Origin of the sequence: Polynucleobacter sp. UK-Mo-2m-Kol15 (assembly GCF_018881505.1) — a bacterium.
Taxonomy (GTDB): Bacteria; Pseudomonadota; Gammaproteobacteria; order Burkholderiales; family Burkholderiaceae; genus Polynucleobacter.
This window is the reverse complement of sequence record NZ_JACVQC010000001.1, coordinates 2,136,999-2,155,215: the sequence shown is the minus strand read 5'-3', so window position 1 is coordinate 2,155,215 and position 18,217 is coordinate 2,136,999. Positions and strand designations below refer to the sequence as shown.

General features: G+C 45.4%; 14 protein-coding genes. 5 read left to right on the top strand and 9 right to left on the bottom strand.

The window, feature by feature from the left end; genetic code table 11:
* Nucleotides 1-804: 804 nt before the first annotated feature.
* Nucleotides 805-2,454, top strand: coding sequence for a tetratricopeptide repeat protein (locus tag ICN43_RS10965; RefSeq protein ID WP_216199733.1), 1,650 nt, complete (start codon nucleotides 805-807; stop codon nucleotides 2,452-2,454).
* Nucleotides 2,455-2,883: 429 nt separating this feature from the next.
* Here the strand turns inward: ICN43_RS10965 and ICN43_RS10960 are convergent, their stop codons facing one another.
* From ICN43_RS10960 to ICN43_RS10950, 3 genes are read right to left on the bottom strand one after another with little or no spacing between them, the layout of a single operon-like run.
* Nucleotides 2,884-4,251 carry an NAD(P)(+) transhydrogenase (Re/Si-specific) subunit beta gene (locus ICN43_RS10960; RefSeq protein WP_216199730.1) on the bottom strand — a complete coding sequence of 456 codons (1,368 nt, stop codon included), beginning with the start codon at nucleotides 4,249-4,251 and terminating at the stop codon, nucleotides 2,884-2,886.
* A gap of 32 nt (nucleotides 4,252-4,283) precedes the next feature.
* Entirely contained in the window at nucleotides 4,284-4,622 is a 339-nt protein-coding gene (locus tag ICN43_RS10955; protein WP_011903634.1) for a proton-translocating transhydrogenase family protein, read from the bottom strand.
* A 24-nt stretch (nucleotides 4,623-4,646) separates the two neighbouring features.
* On the bottom strand, nucleotides 4,647-5,777 hold the full coding sequence (locus tag ICN43_RS10950) for a Re/Si-specific NAD(P)(+) transhydrogenase subunit alpha (protein WP_216199728.1): 1,131 nt from the start codon (nucleotides 5,775-5,777) through the stop codon (nucleotides 4,647-4,649).
* A gap of 176 nt (nucleotides 5,778-5,953) precedes the next feature.
* Here ICN43_RS10950 and mnmA point away from each other — a divergent pair, with 176 nt between their 5' ends.
* Nucleotides 5,954-7,069, top strand: a complete 1,116-nt coding sequence (gene mnmA, locus ICN43_RS10945) for a tRNA 2-thiouridine(34) synthase MnmA (RefSeq protein WP_216199727.1) — start codon at nucleotides 5,954-5,956, stop codon at nucleotides 7,067-7,069.
* Between the two features lie 34 nt (nucleotides 7,070-7,103).
* Here the strand turns inward: mnmA and ICN43_RS10940 are convergent, their stop codons facing one another.
* Nucleotides 7,104-7,718, bottom strand: a complete 615-nt coding sequence (locus tag ICN43_RS10940; protein WP_216199725.1) for a glutathione S-transferase — start codon at nucleotides 7,716-7,718, stop codon at nucleotides 7,104-7,106.
* 94 nt (nucleotides 7,719-7,812) lie between these two features.
* Between ICN43_RS10940 and purB the strand changes: the two genes are divergently transcribed.
* Together purB and ICN43_RS10930 are read left to right on the top strand one after the other, a co-directional pair.
* Nucleotides 7,813-9,192, top strand: a complete 1,380-nt coding sequence (purB, locus tag ICN43_RS10935) for an adenylosuccinate lyase (RefSeq protein ID WP_216199723.1) — start codon at nucleotides 7,813-7,815, stop codon at nucleotides 9,190-9,192.
* On the top strand, nucleotides 9,189-10,571 hold the full coding sequence (locus ICN43_RS10930) for a 3-deoxy-D-manno-octulosonic acid transferase (protein ID WP_370623182.1): 1,383 nt from the start codon (nucleotides 9,189-9,191) through the stop codon (nucleotides 10,569-10,571). The genes purB and ICN43_RS10930 overlap by 4 nt, the downstream gene beginning before the upstream one ends.
* On the opposite strand, the gene secF is transcribed toward ICN43_RS10930, so the two are convergent.
* The 5 genes from secF to queA form a co-directional block, all read right to left on the bottom strand.
* On the bottom strand, nucleotides 10,568-11,542 hold the full coding sequence (gene secF / locus ICN43_RS10925; protein WP_216199720.1) for a protein translocase subunit SecF: 975 nt from the start codon (nucleotides 11,540-11,542) through the stop codon (nucleotides 10,568-10,570). The two genes, ICN43_RS10930 and secF, sit on opposite strands and share 4 nt — an antisense overlap.
* 3 nt (nucleotides 11,543-11,545) lie before the next feature.
* Nucleotides 11,546-13,405 (bottom strand): protein translocase subunit SecD, encoded by a 1,860-nt coding sequence (gene secD / locus ICN43_RS10920; protein WP_216199718.1) that lies wholly within the window; start codon nucleotides 13,403-13,405, stop codon nucleotides 11,546-11,548.
* 23 nt (nucleotides 13,406-13,428) lie between these two features.
* Nucleotides 13,429-13,755 carry a preprotein translocase subunit YajC gene (yajC, locus tag ICN43_RS10915; protein WP_216199716.1) on the bottom strand — a complete coding sequence of 109 codons (327 nt, stop codon included), beginning with the start codon at nucleotides 13,753-13,755 and terminating at the stop codon, nucleotides 13,429-13,431.
* Nucleotides 13,756-13,875: 120 nt separating this feature from the next.
* A complete protein-coding gene (gene tgt, locus ICN43_RS10910; protein WP_216199714.1) occupies nucleotides 13,876-15,033 on the bottom strand; it encodes a tRNA guanosine(34) transglycosylase Tgt in 1,158 nt (385 codons plus the stop codon).
* An 8-nt stretch (nucleotides 15,034-15,041) separates the two neighbouring features.
* Nucleotides 15,042-16,076 (bottom strand): tRNA preQ1(34) S-adenosylmethionine ribosyltransferase-isomerase QueA, encoded by a 1,035-nt coding sequence (queA, locus tag ICN43_RS10905; protein ID WP_216199711.1) that lies wholly within the window; start codon nucleotides 16,074-16,076, stop codon nucleotides 15,042-15,044.
* 30 nt (nucleotides 16,077-16,106) lie between these two features.
* On the opposite strand from queA, the gene recG reads away from it, so the two are divergent.
* Nucleotides 16,107-18,194 (top strand): ATP-dependent DNA helicase RecG, encoded by a 2,088-nt coding sequence (recG, locus tag ICN43_RS10900; protein ID WP_216199709.1) that lies wholly within the window; start codon nucleotides 16,107-16,109, stop codon nucleotides 18,192-18,194.
* Nucleotides 18,195-18,217 lie beyond the last annotated feature (23 nt).

Here is an 18,217-nt window from a genome sequence, read left to right as displayed (position 1 = left end):
GCGAACTTTTATTTAATGCACTTGAATCTGGGGATCACTTCTCGCGAATCGTTAGGAGGGTTCCAACCGTTCCCGCGTAGACAACGACTAAGTCAATCGTTTCAGCCCCTGGATTTAAGCCACAGTGCCACTCTTTAAAATGTTCAACGAGGGGTTCGCCAGCCTTTAGTGTTATTTTTTCACCTATTGTGAGAAAGCATTAGTGCAAAAGCGACTAGAAAATATTTCAGGAATTTCATTTGGCCTTCTCGCCTTTGAGAATAAGAAAATGGCTAGTAAGTTTTACTAGCCATCTTAATTCACTACAGTCTGAACTTAGTTTGCCTGCATTAACTGACAGACTTCACCATATCTTCCACAACCTTCTTTGCATCACAGAAGACCAGCATAGTTTTATCCATGTAGAAGAGCTCATTATTAAGACTAGTAAAAATAGAGACTTAGCGCAGCGTTAAAAATAGTAAGAAAAACTAAATTCTGTCAGGTAAAAAAAATTATAAAATTAACTTCAGCGGGCCAAATTTGGGCCTGAAAAAAGAATGGCGCAGGAGTTATATAAGGTCAAATCCATCAACATATTAGCTAAGCGCAATTTGATGTTCATGGCGGCAAAGTAGGGCGCATTTCAATAAAAGAGGGGCACCCCTTTTTGATTTTCTAGAAACCGACCCCCACCATACCCCCACTCCCCATTTTTTAAAAAATGGTCCCATCTATCTACCTTCGTAAACTGTTTTGTGCGGCTGACCAGTTATTTTGTAAATTAATGTTCATTTAAGAGCTTTGATAATAAAATAGCCGGCTATGAACCCTCTTCAAATAGCCATACAAGCCTTTCAGGCTGAAAATTTTGAGAGTGCCAATTCAATGCTAAGGGTAGCTCTTCAAAAGGATATTAATGCTGCCAATGCTATTTTTGAAGTAGCGACTCATTTTGCAGAGAATGGAGGGGTTAAAAACGCATTAGTAATATTTGAGTGCTTAAAGACATACATCAAAAATGATGCCCAAATTCCATACAATTTAGGATGTCTTTACAGCATGCAAAGCAACTATGAAAGTGCTTATGAAAATTTTTACGAAGCACTTGCAATATCTCCAAAAGATATTGCTTCATTAGTTAATTGTGCGAGCGCTCTCCATGAGCTTAAACGTTTTGATGAGGCTATTTCCTATTTCGATATAGCCTTAAGTCTTGAATCTAATTACGCTCAAGCTTGGTCTAATAAAGGCAATTCATTATATAAGCTGAAGCGTTATGACGAGGCCATTACCAACTTGGATAAGGCGCTTTACCTTAATCCTGATGACTATAAGGCTTGGTCCAATAAAGCGCTCACCCTGCACGAACTTAAACGGTTTGATGAGGCAATTATTCACCACGATAAAGCGCTAAGTCTTAAACCTGACTATGCGAAGGCTTGGACTAATAAAGGTATTACATTAAGTGAACTTAAACGGCATGACGAGGCCATAGCTCACTATGATAAGGCGCTTAGTCTGAAGCCTGATTATCACGAGACATCTTGGAACAAAAGCTTATCTCTGCTATTGCTGGGTAATTTTGAAAAAGGTTTGCCACTATACGAGAGTAGATGGGATTTGGATGAAGTCAGCAAAATTGCAGGAAAACGTTACTTTGATAAGCCCACTTGGCTTGGGGTTGAATCGCTTCAAGGTAAAACAATCCTAATTTATGGGGAGCAAGGGCTAGGCGATTTCATTCAATTTTGCAGATACGTTAAATTGGTTTCTGATTTGGGCGCCAAAGTCATTTTGGAGACTCCAAAGCCACTTGCTAGTTTGATGGAAAATTTAGAAGGAGTCTCACAATTGGTCATTAAGGGTCAAGAGTTGCCACTTTTTGATTATCAGTGCCCTCTTTTGAGTCTTCCTTTGGCTCTTAATGTAAATATTTTTACAATTCCAGCGGATGTGCCTTATTTAATCTCCAATCCATCTAAGGTGGATAAGTGGCGGCTCAAGTTAGGGGAAAAAAAGAAAAAGCGAGTTGGCATAGCTTGGAGCAGTATGTCTGAATTTAAGGATGACCACAAAAGAAGCTTGTTACTTATGGATTTTGTTCAGGCACTTCCTTTAGGAGAATTTGAATATATCTGCTTACAAAAAGAAATAAAAGATTGCGACAAAGAATTTTTTGAAAATTATAAAAATATTAGATTTTTTGGGAATGAATTGAGAGATTTTTCAGATACAGCGGCTCTGATTGAAAATGTTGATTTAGTTGTTAGCACCTGCACAAGCATTCCTCATTTAAGTGGGGCTTTGGGCAAGGAGACGTGGATTCTTTTGTCTTATGTACCTGATTGGCGATGGCTGTTAGATAGAGTTGATAGTCCTTGGTACCCGTCAATAAAGTTATATAGACAGCCTTCTATTGGTGACTGGGGCAGTGTTTTAGGTAAAGTCAATTTCGATTTAAATCATTTTTAAGTTTTTCGGTATGAGTATCAGATACCGCCTAGTTTTACATGTTATTTACTTGACTGCGTTTTGATTATCGCAAGTGCTAATTGTTTAGGGTCGGCCCCATGTCTTGATTTGTCTATAGAACATATTGCCATGGTTCCCAATATCCGTTAAGTGTCGAAACATCGCACTCTTTGCACTGCCCTCTGCCAGCACTAGATTGGTGTAACCACCCTTATCCATTTCAGAATCAAGCTGCCTAGTCCACTTCTCTGCATCTTGTTTGGATTAGAACGACTTAGTGACGGGCTGCCGCCCTTTGCGGTGAACACGGGCTTACCATTTCCCGTGCCTATTTCTAAATGTTGCCATGTTCTACCCCTCAGTGGGGCAGATTTGAGCCTTGCACATCCTTCTCCGCCTCTAAGCCTTACCTAGTAAGGCCAACACTATTTAGGATACCGATTTCACCATATCTTCCACGACCTTCTTTGCATCACCGAAGACCATCATGGTTTTATCCATATAGAAGAGTTCGTTATCCAGACCAGCATAACCGGCGGCCATGGAGCGTTTGTTGACAATAATTGTTTTGGCCTTATATGCTTCTAAAATTGGCATGCCAAAGATTGGGCTGCCTGGAGTGCGAGCAGCAGGGTTGACCACGTCATTTGCGCCAAGGACTAAGACTACATCTGCTTGACCAAAGTCACTATTAATATCTTCCATTTCGAACACTTGATCGTATGGAACTTCAGCTTCGGCCAAGAGCACATTCATGTGGCCAGGCATACGACCTGCAACTGGGTGAATCGCATACTTTACTGTCACACCATGATGGGTCAACTTCTCTGTCAATTCTTTTAGCGCGTGTTGAGCTCGTGCTACGGCCAAGCCATAACCAGGAACAATCACCACAGTGTCAGCATTTTCCATGAGGAAGGCCGCATCTTCTGGAGAGCCAGTTTTGTAATTCTTTGGACCACCATCATCAGTGCCGCCAGCAGAAGCCTCGGCACCGAAGCCGCCAAGTAAGACTGCCAAAATAGAGCGGTTCATAGCCTTACACATGATGTAAGACAGAATTGCACCAGAAGAGCCTACGCAAGCGCCAGCAATAATTAACACAGGATTGTTCAAGGTAAAGCCAATACCAGCGGCTGCCCAACCAGAGTAGCTGTTGAGCATCGATACAACCACGGGCATATCTGCGCCGCCGATTGGGATAATTAAGGTCACACCCAATACCAAAGCAATCGCGCACATCACCAAGAATGCCTCGTGACTGCCAGTCATAAAGTACATGACGCCGCCAGCAACCATGCCGATTGCTAGGATCAGATTGAGTAAGTGTTGGCCAGCAAATGTCACCGGCTTGCCGCTAACCTTGCCAGAAAGTTTTCCGAAAGCGATGACGGAGGCTGTAAAGGTAATTGCGCCGATAAATGCCCCAATAAAGAGTTCAATCTTTTGTACACCAGTATGGTTTTGTGCTGGATTAAATACCGCTGCAATGGCGATTAATACAGCTGATAAACCTACAAACGAGTGCATAAGAGCTACAAGCTCGGGCATCTTGGTCATCTGTACACGTTTTGCTGCAAGAATTCCAATTACAGCACCGGCAACAATGGCGCCGATAATCAATGAGAACACTGGCTTAAAGTCAGGAATCATGAAAGTAGTAATGACGGCAAGCAACATGCCGACCATGCCAAAGGTATTACCTTGGCGTGAGGTTGTTGGTGAAGACAATCCACGCAATGCGAGGATGAAGAGCACCGATGAAATAAGGTAGGAAATCGCGGTTATGTTTGACATTATTGTGGTCTCTATAAGATCTTGTTCTAGTTTTATTTAGTGCCAGCTGCATCAGCCTTGGGGGCTTTTTTCTTGAACATTTCAAGCATGCGGCGGGTGACCATAAAGCCACCAAAAATATTGATTGAGGCTAAGAAGACTGCCACCGCACCAATGATGCTGGTGAGGGTAATCTCATCACCACCAATCACTTCAGTTTGAAGTAGTGCGCCAACAATAATGATTCCTGAAATAGCATTAGTAACAGCCATCAGTGGGGTGTGTAGTGCAGGAGTAACGTTCCAAACTACGTGGTAGCCAACAAAAATAGCCAGTACAAACACAGTGATGTTTTGGACTGTAAGGATGCTTTGAAAAGCAGCGAGATCCATGATATTTCCTTCGAATGTTCTTTATTAGTTTTTACGGACGGCTTGGCCGTCGCGACACATGAGACAAGCAGTAACGATGTCGTCATCCGTTGGGATGACTAACTTCGCCTCTGAGTCAACGATTAGCTTCATAAAGTCGAGCAAGTTGCGCGCATACAAGGCAGAAGCATCTGCAGCTACCATGCTGGCGAGGTTGGTGTAACCAATAATTTTTACACCATTTTTCATAACGATCTTGTCTGCTTCTGTCAGTGGGCAGTTACCTGAACCGTTATCCCCGCGACCAGCAGCTAAGTCGATCACGATAGAGCCAGGCTTCATATTCGCAACAGTATCGCTGTGTAACAAGACTGGGGGTTTGCGACCTGGAATCAAGGCAGTGGTAATTACAATATCTGCTTGTTGAGCGCGTTCTGCAACAAGGGCAGCTTGACGCTTCATCCAGGCTTCTGGCATTGGACGGGCATAGCCACCAACACCTTGAGCAATTTCACGCTCTTCATCAGTTTCGTAAGGAACATCAACAAACTTAGCGCCAAGAGATTCAATTTGCTCTTTGGCCGCAGGGCGAACATCAGACGCTTCGATAACTGCGCCTAAACGCTTTGCAGTTGCAATCGCTTGGAGGCCAGCAACACCGGCACCTAAAATTAGTACGCGTGCAGCTTTAACAGTACCAGCCGCAGTCATGAGCATTGGCATGAAGCGTTGGTATTCATTTGCAGCAACCATCACTGCTTTGTAGCCTGCAATATTGGCTTGTGAAGACAAGACGTCCATGCTTTGGGCGCGAGTAGTGCGTGGTGCAGCCTCTAATGAAAACGCAGTAACACCTTGCGCAGCCATGGCTGCAATATTGTCGTTATCAAATGGATCGAGCATGCCAAGGAGCACGCTGCCAGATTGAATTTGTTTGAGCTCTGCAGCCTCAGGCGCACGCACCTTGAGAACAATTTCTGCTCCAAGGGCATCGGTAGCGCTACCGATAGTCGCGCCAACAGCTTCATAAGCCGAATCTGGCTGGCTAGCTGTAAGGCCCGCATCTTTTTGAATAACGACTGTATGGCCTTGACCAATCAGCTTCTTAACGGTTTCCGGTGTGGCGGCAACACGAGTTTCCCCGGGTCTGATTTCCAGCGGTACTCCTATGCGCATGGCATGTCTCCAAATGCAAATTTTTCAAAAAATCTATTTTAATTAATTAGGCATGAGGCTGCCTATTAATTACCCCTGATCACCATTCCTTAAGGTTTCCTTCCAATCTTGGTAAGTTTGAAGGAAGACTTCTACAATGGGGTTTTTCAGCTTATATCGAATTTTCGCATTTTTTGATGATCCCGTTCAATTCTTCCGCAATCCCTGCCTCAAAACGTCATAAAGTCGTTATTGGGATGTCTGGAGGCGTAGATTCATCGGTTGCGGCTTGGATGCTCAAGCAACAGGGTTATGAAGTTATAGGCCTTTTCATGAAAAACTGGGAAGATGATGACAGTGATGAGTATTGCTCTGCACGTCAGGATTGGTTAGATGTGGTGTCAGTGGCGGATCTAATTGGAATTGATGTTGAGGCAGTCAATTTTGCCGCTGAATACCGTGAGCGGGTCTTTGCGGAGTTTTTACGGGAATATGCTGCTGGCAGAACACCAAACCCCGATGTTTTGTGCAATGCAGAAATTAAGTTCAAGGCTTTTTTAGATCACGCGATGAGCTTAGGTGCCGATGCTATTGCAACCGGCCACTATGCGCGGGTTCGCCATGAGGGTGGTAAAGTCCAGCTTTTAAAGGCCTTAGACGCCAGCAAAGATCAAAGTTATTTCTTACACCGATTAACTCAAAGTCAACTTGCCAATGTTCTTTTCCCACTTGGAGAGATTCCAAAGACGGAAGTACGCAAGATTGCTGAGCAAATTGGTTTACACAATGCACGTAAAAAAGATTCGACTGGCATTTGCTTTATTGGCGAACGCCCTTTTCGTGAATTCTTAAATCGCTACTTGCCGCGCACTCCCGGCCCTATTAAAACCCCTGAGGGTAAAACGGTCGGAGAGCATATGGGGCTTGCCTTCTTTACCTTAGGGCAGCGTAAGGGTATCGGTTTGGGGGGCAGTCAAGATGGCAATGGCGATGCTTGGTATGTTGCCCGCAAAGATATTGCCAACAATACTTTGTATGTTGCCCAAGGGCATGAGCACCCTTGGCTACTAGCGAATCAACTCTCTGCCATTGATGCCAGTTGGGTTGCTGGCGTCACTCCTGTGTTGGGACAGTATTCCGCTAAAACTCGCTATCGTCAGGCTGACTCCGCTTGTTCCATTACCACCGGAACTGAAGGGCCTCTTAGTTTTGCATTGGCTTTTCCACAGACTCAGTGGGCAGTGACACCAGGCCAGTCTGCCGTTGTATATGACGGAGATATTTGCTTAGGCGGTGGAATTATTTCCGCCTAAGTGCTCATAAATGGTTCAACAGTAATTTGCCAATTTAGGCTGCTGGGGGTGCTGTTTCAATAAAGGAAGGCCTTTGGATCAATTTTTGATACAAAGCATCCAGATTGGGATATTGCGCTTGCCAAGCAATAGTTGGGAAGCGGAATAGTAGATAACCTAAGGCGCATCCCACTGCAATGTCCGCCAAAGTCATCTGATTGCCATGGCACCAAGAGTTTTCGCCTAATTCACGGGACATTTGCTCTAAAGCTGCCTTAATTTTGCCTATTTGGCGATCTACCCAGACTGGACTTTGTTGCTCAGGTGGGCGCAAAGTTGCCTCTAGGCGGGCCAAAATTCCCGCATCTTTTATGCCATCAGCCAAGGCTTCCCAGGTTTTGATGGTGGCGCGTTCGCGACTTTCGGTTGGAATGAGCCTGCCGACCGGACTGAGCGTATCCACGTACTCTGCAATTACCCGCGAGTCATAGATGGCCTCGCCATCATCCAAAAGTAGGCAGGGAACCTTGCCCAAAGGGTTGTAATTAGTGATTTTTGTATCTGCAGCCCAGACATTCTCAATTTCTAGGTCTATATCAACCTTTTTTTCGAAGAAAACAATACGTACCTTACGTACGTAGGGGCTAGTGAGGGATCCGATGAGTTTCATAGGGTTTAGTATAGCTACCCCAGTCATATTGGGTTGCCCTCAACAACGATTAAAATCGGGGTTTATTGACACATTCAATGTAAAGGCGATATTTGTGAGTCAGCCGATTTCTACCCTAAATGCACTTTCCCCTTTAGATGGCCGCTATGCCGGAAAACTAGATGCCTTGCGCCCTTGGTTGTCTGAGGCTGCATTTATGCGTCAGCGGGTGTTTGTAGAGATCCATTGGCTGCTAGCTTTGGCATCAGCAGGCCTGCCAGATATGCCGAAAATTAGTACGGCCGATGAGACTTTTTTATTATCCTTACCAGAAAACTTCTCTGATGAAGATGCACAGCGCATTAAAGATATCGAGGCAGTTACTAACCATGATGTCAAAGCGGTTGAGTATTTTTTAAAAGAAAAAGTGGCCGGCCGTCCAGACCTCTTAAAAGCTAGTGAGTTTATTCACTTCGCTTGTACTTCTGAAGACATTAATAATACTTCGCATGGTTTGATGTTGCGTGGTGCTCGTGATGAAGTTCTGTTGCCACAACTCAGAAAAGTACTTTCTGTATTAACTGATCTTGCAATTGAAAATGCTAAGGTCCCCTTGTTGTCACGCACCCATGGTCAGCCAGCTTCTCCAAGTACATTGGGTAAAGAGTTAGCAAATATTGCTAAACGGCTAGAGCGTGCGATTACGACCATTGCAGCAGTTCCACTCCTGGGAAAAATGAACGGTGCAGTTGGTAACTACAATGCACACTTATCCGCTTACCCTAATTTTGATTGGGAAAACTTTTCTAAGAATGTGGTTGAGAAGCGCTTAGGACTGACATTTAATCCCTATACGATTCAGATTGAGCCCCACGATGGCATGGCCGAATTGTTTGATGCGATTGCACGCGCTAACACGATCTTACTAGATATGGACCGTGATTTTTGGGCCTATATTTCTATTGGCTACTTTAAGCAACGCACTAAAGCAGGTGAGATTGGTTCTTCAACCATGCCGCATAAGGTGAATCCAATCGATTTTGAAAATTCTGAGGGTAATTTGGGGGTTGCCAATGCTCTACTGCGTCATTTAGCAGAGAAGTTACCGATTTCTCGCTGGCAGCGCGACCTCACCGACTCTACTGTGCTGCGGAACCTTGGCCCAGCCTTTGGCCACAGTGTTTTGGCTTATGACAGTGCTTTGCGCGGTCTGGGTAAGTTGGAAGTAAATCATGCGGCAATTGCTGCTGACTTAGACGAGTGTTGGGAAGTATTGGCAGAGCCTGTACAAACTGTAATGCGTCGTTATGGCATCGAGAATCCGTATGAGCAACTTAAAGAGCTCACCCGCGGCAAAGGAATCAATCAGGCTGATTTACAAACTTTTATTCGTAGCCTACAAATTCCAGACGATGCAAAAGCATTGCTACTCGAGATGACACCATCTTCTTATTTAGGTAAGGCGGTCGAATTGACCGAACGTCTGAAAAAGTGAATTTGACTCCAAGCCTTGAGCGTACACCGCAGGATTCACAATACGGTGTCCGCCCCAAGATCTGGTTTGCTGTTTATCAATTGCTTTGGCATCTTCTGCTGCCATTTGCATTTATTCGCCTGGCTTTGCGCACTCGACATTCAACTGAATATTTAAATCATTTCTCTGAGCGCCTAGGCTTTGTTGATGGCAAAGCAATTGCCCGGGGATCCGTTTGGATTCATGCAGTATCTGTTGGTGAGACTAGAGCTGCTCAGCCATTAGTTGAAGCTTATTTAGCGCGTGGCGAAAAGGTTTTACTGACGCATATGACGCTCAATGGTCGGCGAACAGGTGCTACTCTATTTGCAAAAGCAATTACTGCAGGTCAGCTACACCAAGTCTATTTGCCCTATGACCTGTGCTGGTCTGTCGCTAATTTCATTCGTGTACTAAAGCCAAAGCTTGGTTTATTTATGGAAACCGAGGCCTGGCCAACCGTAGTATTTTATTGCGCAGAAATCGGCCTGCCATTATTTTTAGTAAATGCGCGTCTATCTGAACGTAGTGCTTCTCGTGTGAATAAGTTTGGTAAAGCAGGCAGAGCGTTATTTCAAGCATTTGCTGGTATCTTGGCTCAAACGCAACTTGATGCCCAGCGCTATCGTAGTCTTGGCGTCAAGCAAGTTCAGATTGTGGGTAATCTCAAGTTTGATGTTCCGCTTGATCCAAGTCTAGTTCAACAAGGCAAAGCTTGGAAAGAGAGGCTACATGCCAAGCAACGTCTTATGGTCTGTGCTGCAAGTACTCGTGATGGTGAAGAAGTAATTATTCTCAAGGCCTGGAAAGATCTCTTGCTTACTAATGCTTTTGAGATTAACCCTTTGCTGTGTCTCGTTCCTCGGCATCCAGAGCGATTCTCTGAGGTGGCAAGTCAAATTCATGGGGCTGGTTTGCAATTTCGACACCGTACGGCATGGACTGAAACGCCGAATGGAGAAGTCGATGTCGACGTGATTCTGGGTGATTCAATGGGTGAGATGCCGATGTATTACAGTGCGGCTGACTTGGTGGTCATGGGTGGCAGCATCCTTCCCTTCGGAGGTCAAAATTTGATTGAGGCATGTGCTGCTGGCTGCCCCGTATTGCTTGGTGAGCATACTTATAACTTTCAGCAGGCTGCTCTTGATGCGATTGAGATGGGTGCTGCAAAGCGTATTCAGGGCGAGCTTATCTTAAGCGAGTCAGTTGCCCTGATGGAGGCTTTAAAAGAATTGCTGCTTAATACGGTCAAGCTGGCAAAGATGTCGAGGGCTGCAACAGCCTACTCTATTGAGCATCAAGGTGCAACTAAGAAAATATTAGCCGCTCTCGAGCATCAGAATTTCACACTAAATTAAACTTGGGCTCCAAAGTTTGGGTCATCGCTCCGGGTAGTGTCTTCAGGTTTGCGCTCACCCTTTACTAAATCCTCTCGAGTAACACCAAGCCACATGGCTAGCGCTGCTGCCACGAATACTGAAGAGTAAATACCAAACAAAATACCGATGGTGAGTGCTAAGGCAAAGTAAAAGAGTGTGGGGCCGCCAAAAATCAACATTGCTAAAACCATCATCTCAGTGCTACCGTGAGTAATCACGGTACGGCTGATGGTGCTGGTAATAGCGTTATCGATAATCTCGCGAGTGTCCATCTTGCGGAACTTGCGGAAGTTTTCGCGAATACGGTCAAAGATCACCACAGACTCATTTACTGAATAGCCTAAAACAGCCAATACCGCAGCTAATACCGAGAGTGAGAACTCCCATTGGAAGAAGGCAAAGAAGCCAAGAATAATCACGATGTCATGTAAGTTCGCGATGATGCCTGCAACAGCAAATTTCCACTCAAAACGGAAAGAAAGGTAAACCACAATACCAATGATCACAAATAGCAGAGCCATCAATCCATCTATTGCCAGCTCTCGACCAACCTGTGGACCAACAAACTCGACGCGTTGAAGTTTCGGGCCAGAGGTGGTCGGTTCCAGTGCTTGCATGACAGACGCGCTTTGATCTGCTGAAGAAATTATTTTTCCTTCAGCATCTTTTTGAAGTGGTAGGCGAATCATCACATCACGTGAGCTACCAAAGTTCTGAATTTGGGTATCGGCGTAGCCAAGCTTTTCAACCTTCGATCTAATTGAATCCAGAGGCGCTGTCTGCGGATAAGAAACCTCCATCACTGTGCCGCCGGTAAACTCAATCGAAAGATGCAGGCCGTTCTGCCATAGGAAGAATACAGCCGCTAAAAAGGTGATTAAAGAAATTGCATTCAGCGCCAATGCATGGCGCATAAACGGAATATCTTTTTTGATTCGGAAAAATTCCATGGCTTATTTCTCCTTTGCGCGCCAAACTTGGCCGATAGCGAGTTTTTGAACTTTTTTACCTCTGCCGTACCAGAGGTTAACCAGGCCACGTGAGAAAAAGACTGCTGAAAACATGGAAGTCAAAATACCAAGGCAGTGCACTACCGCGAATCCCTTAATGGGGCCAGAACCAAAGGCTAGCAATGCAAGACCTGCAATTAAGGTCGTGACATTTGAATCTAAGATCGTTGCCCAAGCTTTATCAAAGCCAATGGCGATCGCAGTTTGTGGGGCGGCACCATTTCGTAGTTCTTCGCGAATACGTTCATTGATTAACACGTTGGAGTCAATCGCCATACCTAGCGCCAATGCCATCGCGGCAATACCTGGCAAGGTTAAAGTAGCTTGTAGCATCGACAAGATAGAAATCAAGAGTAGTAAGTTGACTGCTAGAGCGATTACTGAGAATGTGCCAAATAAGAGGTAGTAAGCAATCATAAAAATAGAGATTGCTCCAAAGCCAATAATCAGGGACTTAAAACCCTTTTCAATATTTTCTGCGCCTAGGCTTGGTCCAATCGTACGCTCTTCAATGATTTCCATTGGTGCTGCTAATGAGCCCGCACGCAATAAGAGTGCTAAGTCATTGGCACTCTCAGTAGTTGGTTGACCGGTAATTTGAAATTTAGAGCCAAACTCACCTTGAATCGTTGCAATTGTGAGAACCTCACCTTTACCTTTTTCAAACAAGATCATGCCCATCGGTTTACCAATATTTTCACGGGTCACTTCTTGCATCACGCGACCACCAGCGGCATCTAAAGAGATGTTGACTGCAGGACGTTGATTTTGATCAAAGCCGGCGCTTGCATCAGTAATGCGATCGCCGCTAAAGATGACTGATTTTTTGAATACACCCTGACGGTTTTCTCCGAAGCGGAATACATCCATGCCTGGAGGCGGGGTCTCACCAACTGCAATAGTTGAAACAATGGGATCTGCTAATCTGGATTCGAGGGTGGCAGTGCGGCCGATAATATCTTTGGCGCGAGCAGTATCTTGAACACCAGGTAGCTGAACAACAATACGCTCTGCACCTTGTTGTTGAATCACTGGCTCTTTAACGGCCAACTCATTCACACGCTTATTCAATGTAATGATATTTTGCTTTACTGCGTTATCTTGAATTTCTTTCAAGGCGGTGGCTTTAAATTCACCCACTAGTTTTGGGGATAAGCCGGTAGGCTTGATTTGCCAGGTTAGATCAGGCTGACTGGTCATTAAGACAGAGCGTGCTTTTTCAGCATCTTCAGTGCTACCGAAAGTCAAAGTGATGGAGTCTTGGCCGCGCTCAATACCTTGTTGCCGAATGGATTTGTCACGTAATTGACTGCGAATATCGGTAGCTAAAGAAGTGACCTTCTTTTGAACTGCACCCCTCATATCAACTTGTAACAGGAAGTACACACCGCCACGTAAGTCAAGACCAAGAGGCATCGGCAATGCATTCAAGGCATTTAACCAGCTTGGTGTATTGGAGAGCAGGTTTAATGCAACCGTGAAATTAGGATCATTTTGATCGATGTTTAATTTCTGTTGAAGTAAGTCGCGAGCACGAAGTTGGATATCGGTATTGTCAAAACGAATTTTTATTGAACCTACATTGCCTGTAGATTCAAAAAATATACCGGTGTTACTAATATTGTCTTCAGTCAGAATCTTTTCAACGCGAGACTGAGTCGCCAAATCAACCTTGATGGTTGGTTTGGCAGACGAGACTTGAACTGCTGGAGCCTCTCCGAAGAAATTAGGTAATGAATATAGTCCCCCGATTAATAAAGCAAACAGGATGACTATGTATTTCCAGAGAGGGTAGCGATTCATATTGAGTTACTTTTAAAAGCTTATTAAGAAGACTTCAGCGAGCCTTTTGGCAATACTGTTACGATGGCGCCTTTTTGCATTTGTACTTCAGTGCCAGTAGCAATCTCAACAGTCACAACTTGATCTTTTAATGCAGTTACTTTACCGATGATGCCGCCAACAGTGACTACTTCGTCGCCAACAGAAAGAGACTCAAGCATTGCTTTGGTTTCTTTTTGACGCTTCATTTGTGGGCGAATCATGATGAAGTACAGCACTGCAAACATCAAAATAAGGGGAAGGAAGCTCATCAAGCCACCGGAATCTGCACCCGCGGCTGGAGCCTGGGCAAAAGCGTTACTAATCCACATATAAAACCTCCATTAAGTACCAATTGGAAACTGCTTTAGTTTTAGGCTTTTAAAGCCAAGCCGTAACTCACAATTCTAAACTGTATGGGGGTTTGGGGCTGATTTAATGGCCTAAGGCCATTAATCCTGTCCGGGCTCTACGCCCCGTTGGCGATTTTGATGAAATTCCTCGCGATAGGCGCTAAAACGATCTTTGGCTAGAGATTCTCGAACCTCTTCCATTAGTTGGAGATAGTAGGAGAGGTTGTGGATGGTATTGAGCTGTGAGCCAAGGATCTCATTCGCCTTTTGGAGGTGATTTAAGTAGGATCTAGTGAAATTTTGGCAGGTATAGCAAGCGCAGGTTGGGTCGACAGGACGGTCATCGTCCTTGTATCCTGAATTACGTAGTTTAAGATCACCAAAGCGGGTAAAAAGCCAGCCATTGCGGGCATTTCGAGTCGGCATCACGCAGTCAAACATGTCAATGCCTAGGCTAACGCCCAACATCAGATCCTCAGGGGTCCCAACACCCATTAAGTAGTGGGGCATGTGTTCTGGTAACTTGGGGGCAGTGAAATTCAGAATGCGCTCAAATTCAGGCTTTGGCTCTCCAACAGACAGACCCCCAATGGCAATTCCATCAAAGCCCTGCTGACTTACTGCATCTAGGGAAAACTCACGCAGGTTTTCAAACATCCCGCCTTGAACAATACCAAAGAGGCCATTACCCGTCTCAAGCTCACGAAAGCGTTTTAAGGAGCGATCACCCCAGCGCAGCGACATTTCCAGGGAAGCGCGTGCGGTTTTTTCTGAAGTTGCTTGTCCCTTAACTTCATAAGGGGTGCACTCATCAAACTGCATAGCGATATCGCTATTAAGTACCGCCTGAATTTCCATCGACACTTCTGGAGACATAAATAACTTATCCCCATTGATTGGTGATGCAAAGGTTACCCCCTCTTCGGAGATTTTTCTCAGAGCGCCCAAACTGAAAACCTGAAAGCCACCTGAGTCTGTGAGGATTGGTTTATCCCAGCCCATGAAACGATGTAAGCCACCATGCTTCTTGATTACATCTAAACCAGGCCGAAGCCAAAGATGAAAGGTATTGCCCAAAATAATTTGGGCTTTAGCCTCATTTAAATCGCGAGGTGTCATAGCCTTCACCGTGCCATAAGTACCCACTGGCATAAAGATTGGTGTCTGCACGCTACCGTGGGGGAGGTCAAGCTGGCCGAGGCGGGCAGGGCTTGCTGAGTCGCGTGCCAGGATATTAAAGTGAACGGGTTTTGTCATGAGCTTATTTAGTTATTGCGGCTTAAGAACATCGCATCGCCGTAGCTAAAAAAGCGATATTGATTTTTAATGGCATGTTGATAGGCATTACGGATATTGTCTACCCCAGCAAAGGCGCTCACCAACATCAATAAAGTGGATTTTGGTAGATGAAAGTTTGTGAGCAGGCAATCTACAGACTTAAAGGTATAGCCCGGCGTGATAAATAAATTGGTTTCGCCACTGGTTTTTTGTGTCTGAGCATAACTCTCAAGGGCTCGCAGGCTGGTTGTCCCAATCGCAATGACTCTTTTTCCTGCTTTTTGAGTAGCCTGTATCGCTGCAATCGTTTCCGTAGGGACTGAGAACCACTCGTAGTGCATTTTGTGTTTACTGAGATCTTCCTCTCGGACCGGTGTAAAGGTTCCTGCACCCACGTGCAGAGTGATGCTGGCCTGTTTGACACCGAGTTCGCCTAGCTGCTTGAGAATAGCTTGATCAAAGTGCAAGCCTGCCGTAGGGGCTGCGACAGCACCGGGGTATTTGGCAACGACTGTTTGATAGCGAGTGGCATCTTCTTGATCTGGCTGATGTTCAATATAAGGGGGGAGTGGTAATTCGCCGAAGCGCTCAAGTAAATGAAATACATTCTCGGGGAAACGGACTTCATAAAATCGGCCGTCATAGCCAATCATCTCTACAGGAAAGGTCTCACCCGCTTTGTTATGCACATGAACAATGCTGCCGGTCTTAGGAACTTTGGAGGCTCTGATTTGTACCCAGGCCTGCATGTCTCCACTAATGCGCTCAATCAGGAGCTCAACATTGCCACCCGTCTCCTTTTTGCCATGAAGGCGAGCAGGAATGACCTTGGTGTCATTAAAGACCAGTAAATCCCCAGGTTTGATAAGGTTAAGAATGTCCTGGAACTGCCGATCAATCAATTGGGCGACATTACCCCCCTCTATATTTAGCTCTAAGAGGCGACTGTCCGTCCTATTAGCCAGGGGATGCTGGGCAATTAGTTCGGGTGGGAGGTCGTAATTGAAGTCGGAAAGTTGCATAGCATTACCATCAGGTATTGGATTTTAACGATGACGACTAAGCGACCGCCAACTGCACTCGAAAAGATGGGTTTAAACAGCCCTATGGCACTTGCTTTGCACTTGCCATCCCGTTATGAGGATGAGACCGAGCTCTTTACTATCGAGGAAGCCTTGGGTCTTGGAAGATTTCATTCCATTCAAACTCAAGGTACCGTGATTCGAAATCAGGTGATGTTCCGGCCTAGAAGGCAGCTTTTAGTCACGATTGAAGATGACACTGCCTCGCTACAACTTCGCTTCCTCAATTTCTATCCTAGCCAACAAAAGCAAATGGCGGTCGGTACTCATATACGAGTTCGAGGTGAGATTCGAGAGGGTTATCAAGGGGCTGAGATGGTTCACCCTACGGTTCGGGCTGTGACCTCAGATGCGCCATTGCCAGCGAGTTTGACTCCGGTATACCCAGCTAGCGCAGGAATCTCACAAACGATTATTCGCAAGGCCGTCTTACAAGCTTTGCGTGATAGCAGTCTGAAGGAGAGCTTGGCAGAATTCTTACCACCCAAACTGATGGCTGAAATTTTGCCTACACATGATTGGCCGCCACTGCAAGATGCCATTACCTTTTTGCACCAACCGCCTGCCGATGCCAATACCCAATCGCTTCTAGAGCGCACGCATCCTGCATGGCGCCGGGTGCAGTTTGAAGAATTGCTGGCTCAACAAATTTCTTTAAAGCGGGCTCATGCCATTCGTAGAGAAAGACGTGCTCCTTCATTTACTAAGGATTCGCAAGTAAGTAAGCAAAACAAAAAAAATGCCAGTATTGAGAAGGGCTTATTCAAAGTCTTACCCTTTGAGCTGACTAGCGCCCAAGCTCGTGTCTGGTCCGAGATCGGTCTTGATCTGTCGAATGCCTATCCAATGAATCGCTTATTACAGGGCGATGTTGGTAGTGGAAAAACCGTCATTGCAGCATTGGCTGCTGCGCGTGCAATGGATCACGGCTATCAAGCTGCCATCATGGCACCTACAGAAATTTTGGCTGAGCAACACTATCTCAAAATGCAGGAGTGGTTTGAACCCTTGGGTATCAAGATTGCATGGCTATCCGGTAGCTTGAAGGCTAAGGAAAAAAGACTTGCACAACAAATGATTGAGAATGGCCAGGCTCAACTGATTATTGGGACGCATGCTCTGATTCAGGATAAAGTGAGTTTTGCAAAGTTAGGTTTAGCGGTGATTGATGAACAACATCGTTTTGGAGTGAGGCAGCGTTTAGAGATTCAGCAACGGGTTGGCTCTGAATTGTTTTATTGCCATCAGCTCATGATGTCAGCTACGCCAATCCCTCGCACCCTGGCGATGACTTATTACGCTGACCTAGATGTATCTGTCATCGATGAATTGCCTCCCGGGCGAAAGCCTATTTCTACCAAGGTGTTGAAGGCTGCCCGCAGGGATGAAGTAATTAGCGGTCTACATGATTGGCTAGCCAAGGGATTACAAGCTTATTGGGTCTGCCCTTTGATTGAAGAGTCTGAGGTATTGCAATTACAGACTGCTGTTGAAAGCTTTGAACAGCTCACACAGGCATTGCCGAATTTCAAGGTTGGTCTGGTACATGGTCGCTTAAAAAGCGAAGAGAAGGCTGCAGTGATGGCTGCATTTAAGGTCAATGAGATTCAGTTGCTGGTGGCGACTACGGTGATTGAGGTTGGTGTAGATGTATCAAATGCAGCTCTCATGGTGATTGAGCACGCTGAACGTTTTGGTTATGCGCAGATTCATCAGTTGCGTGGGCGCGTAGGACGAGGTTCGGCAGATTCGGTCTGTATCTTGATGTATGCAGAACCTTTATCTTTAGCAGCTAAAGAGCGCTTACAAACCTTACGAGAAACTTCGGACGGATTTTTGATTGCGGAGCGCGACTTATCACTACGGGGTCCAGGCGAGTTATTGGGGGCAAAGCAATCAGGCGATGCGATGTTGAGATTTGTTGATCTTCAGCGTGACGCATGGCTGATCGAGCTAGCGCAGACTGCGGCAGAGCGTTTGCTAGCTGAGCATGGTGATCTAGTGGAGAGGCATTTAGAGCGCTGGCTTGGATCTCGCACAGAGTTTTTAAAGGCCTGATAATTAACTCATGAATATAAAAC

Bases quoted from the DNA above. Each gene is read 5' to 3' on its own strand.
- secF (WP_216199720.1), bottom strand. From the start codon at position 11,542: ATGGAATTTTTCCGAATCAAAAAAGATATTCCGTTTATGCGCCATGCA.
- recG (WP_216199709.1), top strand. From the start codon at position 16,107: ATGACGACTAAGCGACCGCCAACTGCACTCGAAAAGATGGGTTTAAAC.
- yajC (WP_216199716.1), bottom strand. From the start codon at position 13,755: ATGTGGATTAGTAACGCTTTTGCCCAGGCTCCAGCCGCGGGTGCAGAT.
- ICN43_RS10950 (WP_216199728.1), bottom strand. From the start codon at position 5,777: ATGCGCATAGGAGTACCGCTGGAAATCAGACCCGGGGAAACTCGTGTT.
- secD (WP_216199718.1), bottom strand. From the start codon at position 13,405: ATGAATCGCTACCCTCTCTGGAAATACATAGTCATCCTGTTTGCTTTA.
- queA (WP_216199711.1), bottom strand. From the start codon at position 16,076: ATGCAACTTTCCGACTTCAATTACGACCTCCCACCCGAACTAATTGCC.
- tgt (WP_216199714.1), bottom strand. From the start codon at position 15,033: ATGACAAAACCCGTTCACTTTAATATCCTGGCACGCGACTCAGCAAGC.
- mnmA (WP_216199727.1), top strand. From the start codon at position 5,954: ATGATCCCGTTCAATTCTTCCGCAATCCCTGCCTCAAAACGTCATAAA.
- ICN43_RS10940 (WP_216199725.1), bottom strand. From the start codon at position 7,718: ATGAAACTCATCGGATCCCTCACTAGCCCCTACGTACGTAAGGTACGT.
- ICN43_RS10965 (WP_216199733.1), top strand. From the start codon at position 805: ATGAACCCTCTTCAAATAGCCATACAAGCCTTTCAGGCTGAAAATTTT.
- ICN43_RS10960 (WP_216199730.1), bottom strand. From the start codon at position 4,251: ATGTCAAACATAACCGCGATTTCCTACCTTATTTCATCGGTGCTCTTC.
- ICN43_RS10955 (WP_011903634.1), bottom strand. From the start codon at position 4,622: ATGGATCTCGCTGCTTTTCAAAGCATCCTTACAGTCCAAAACATCACT.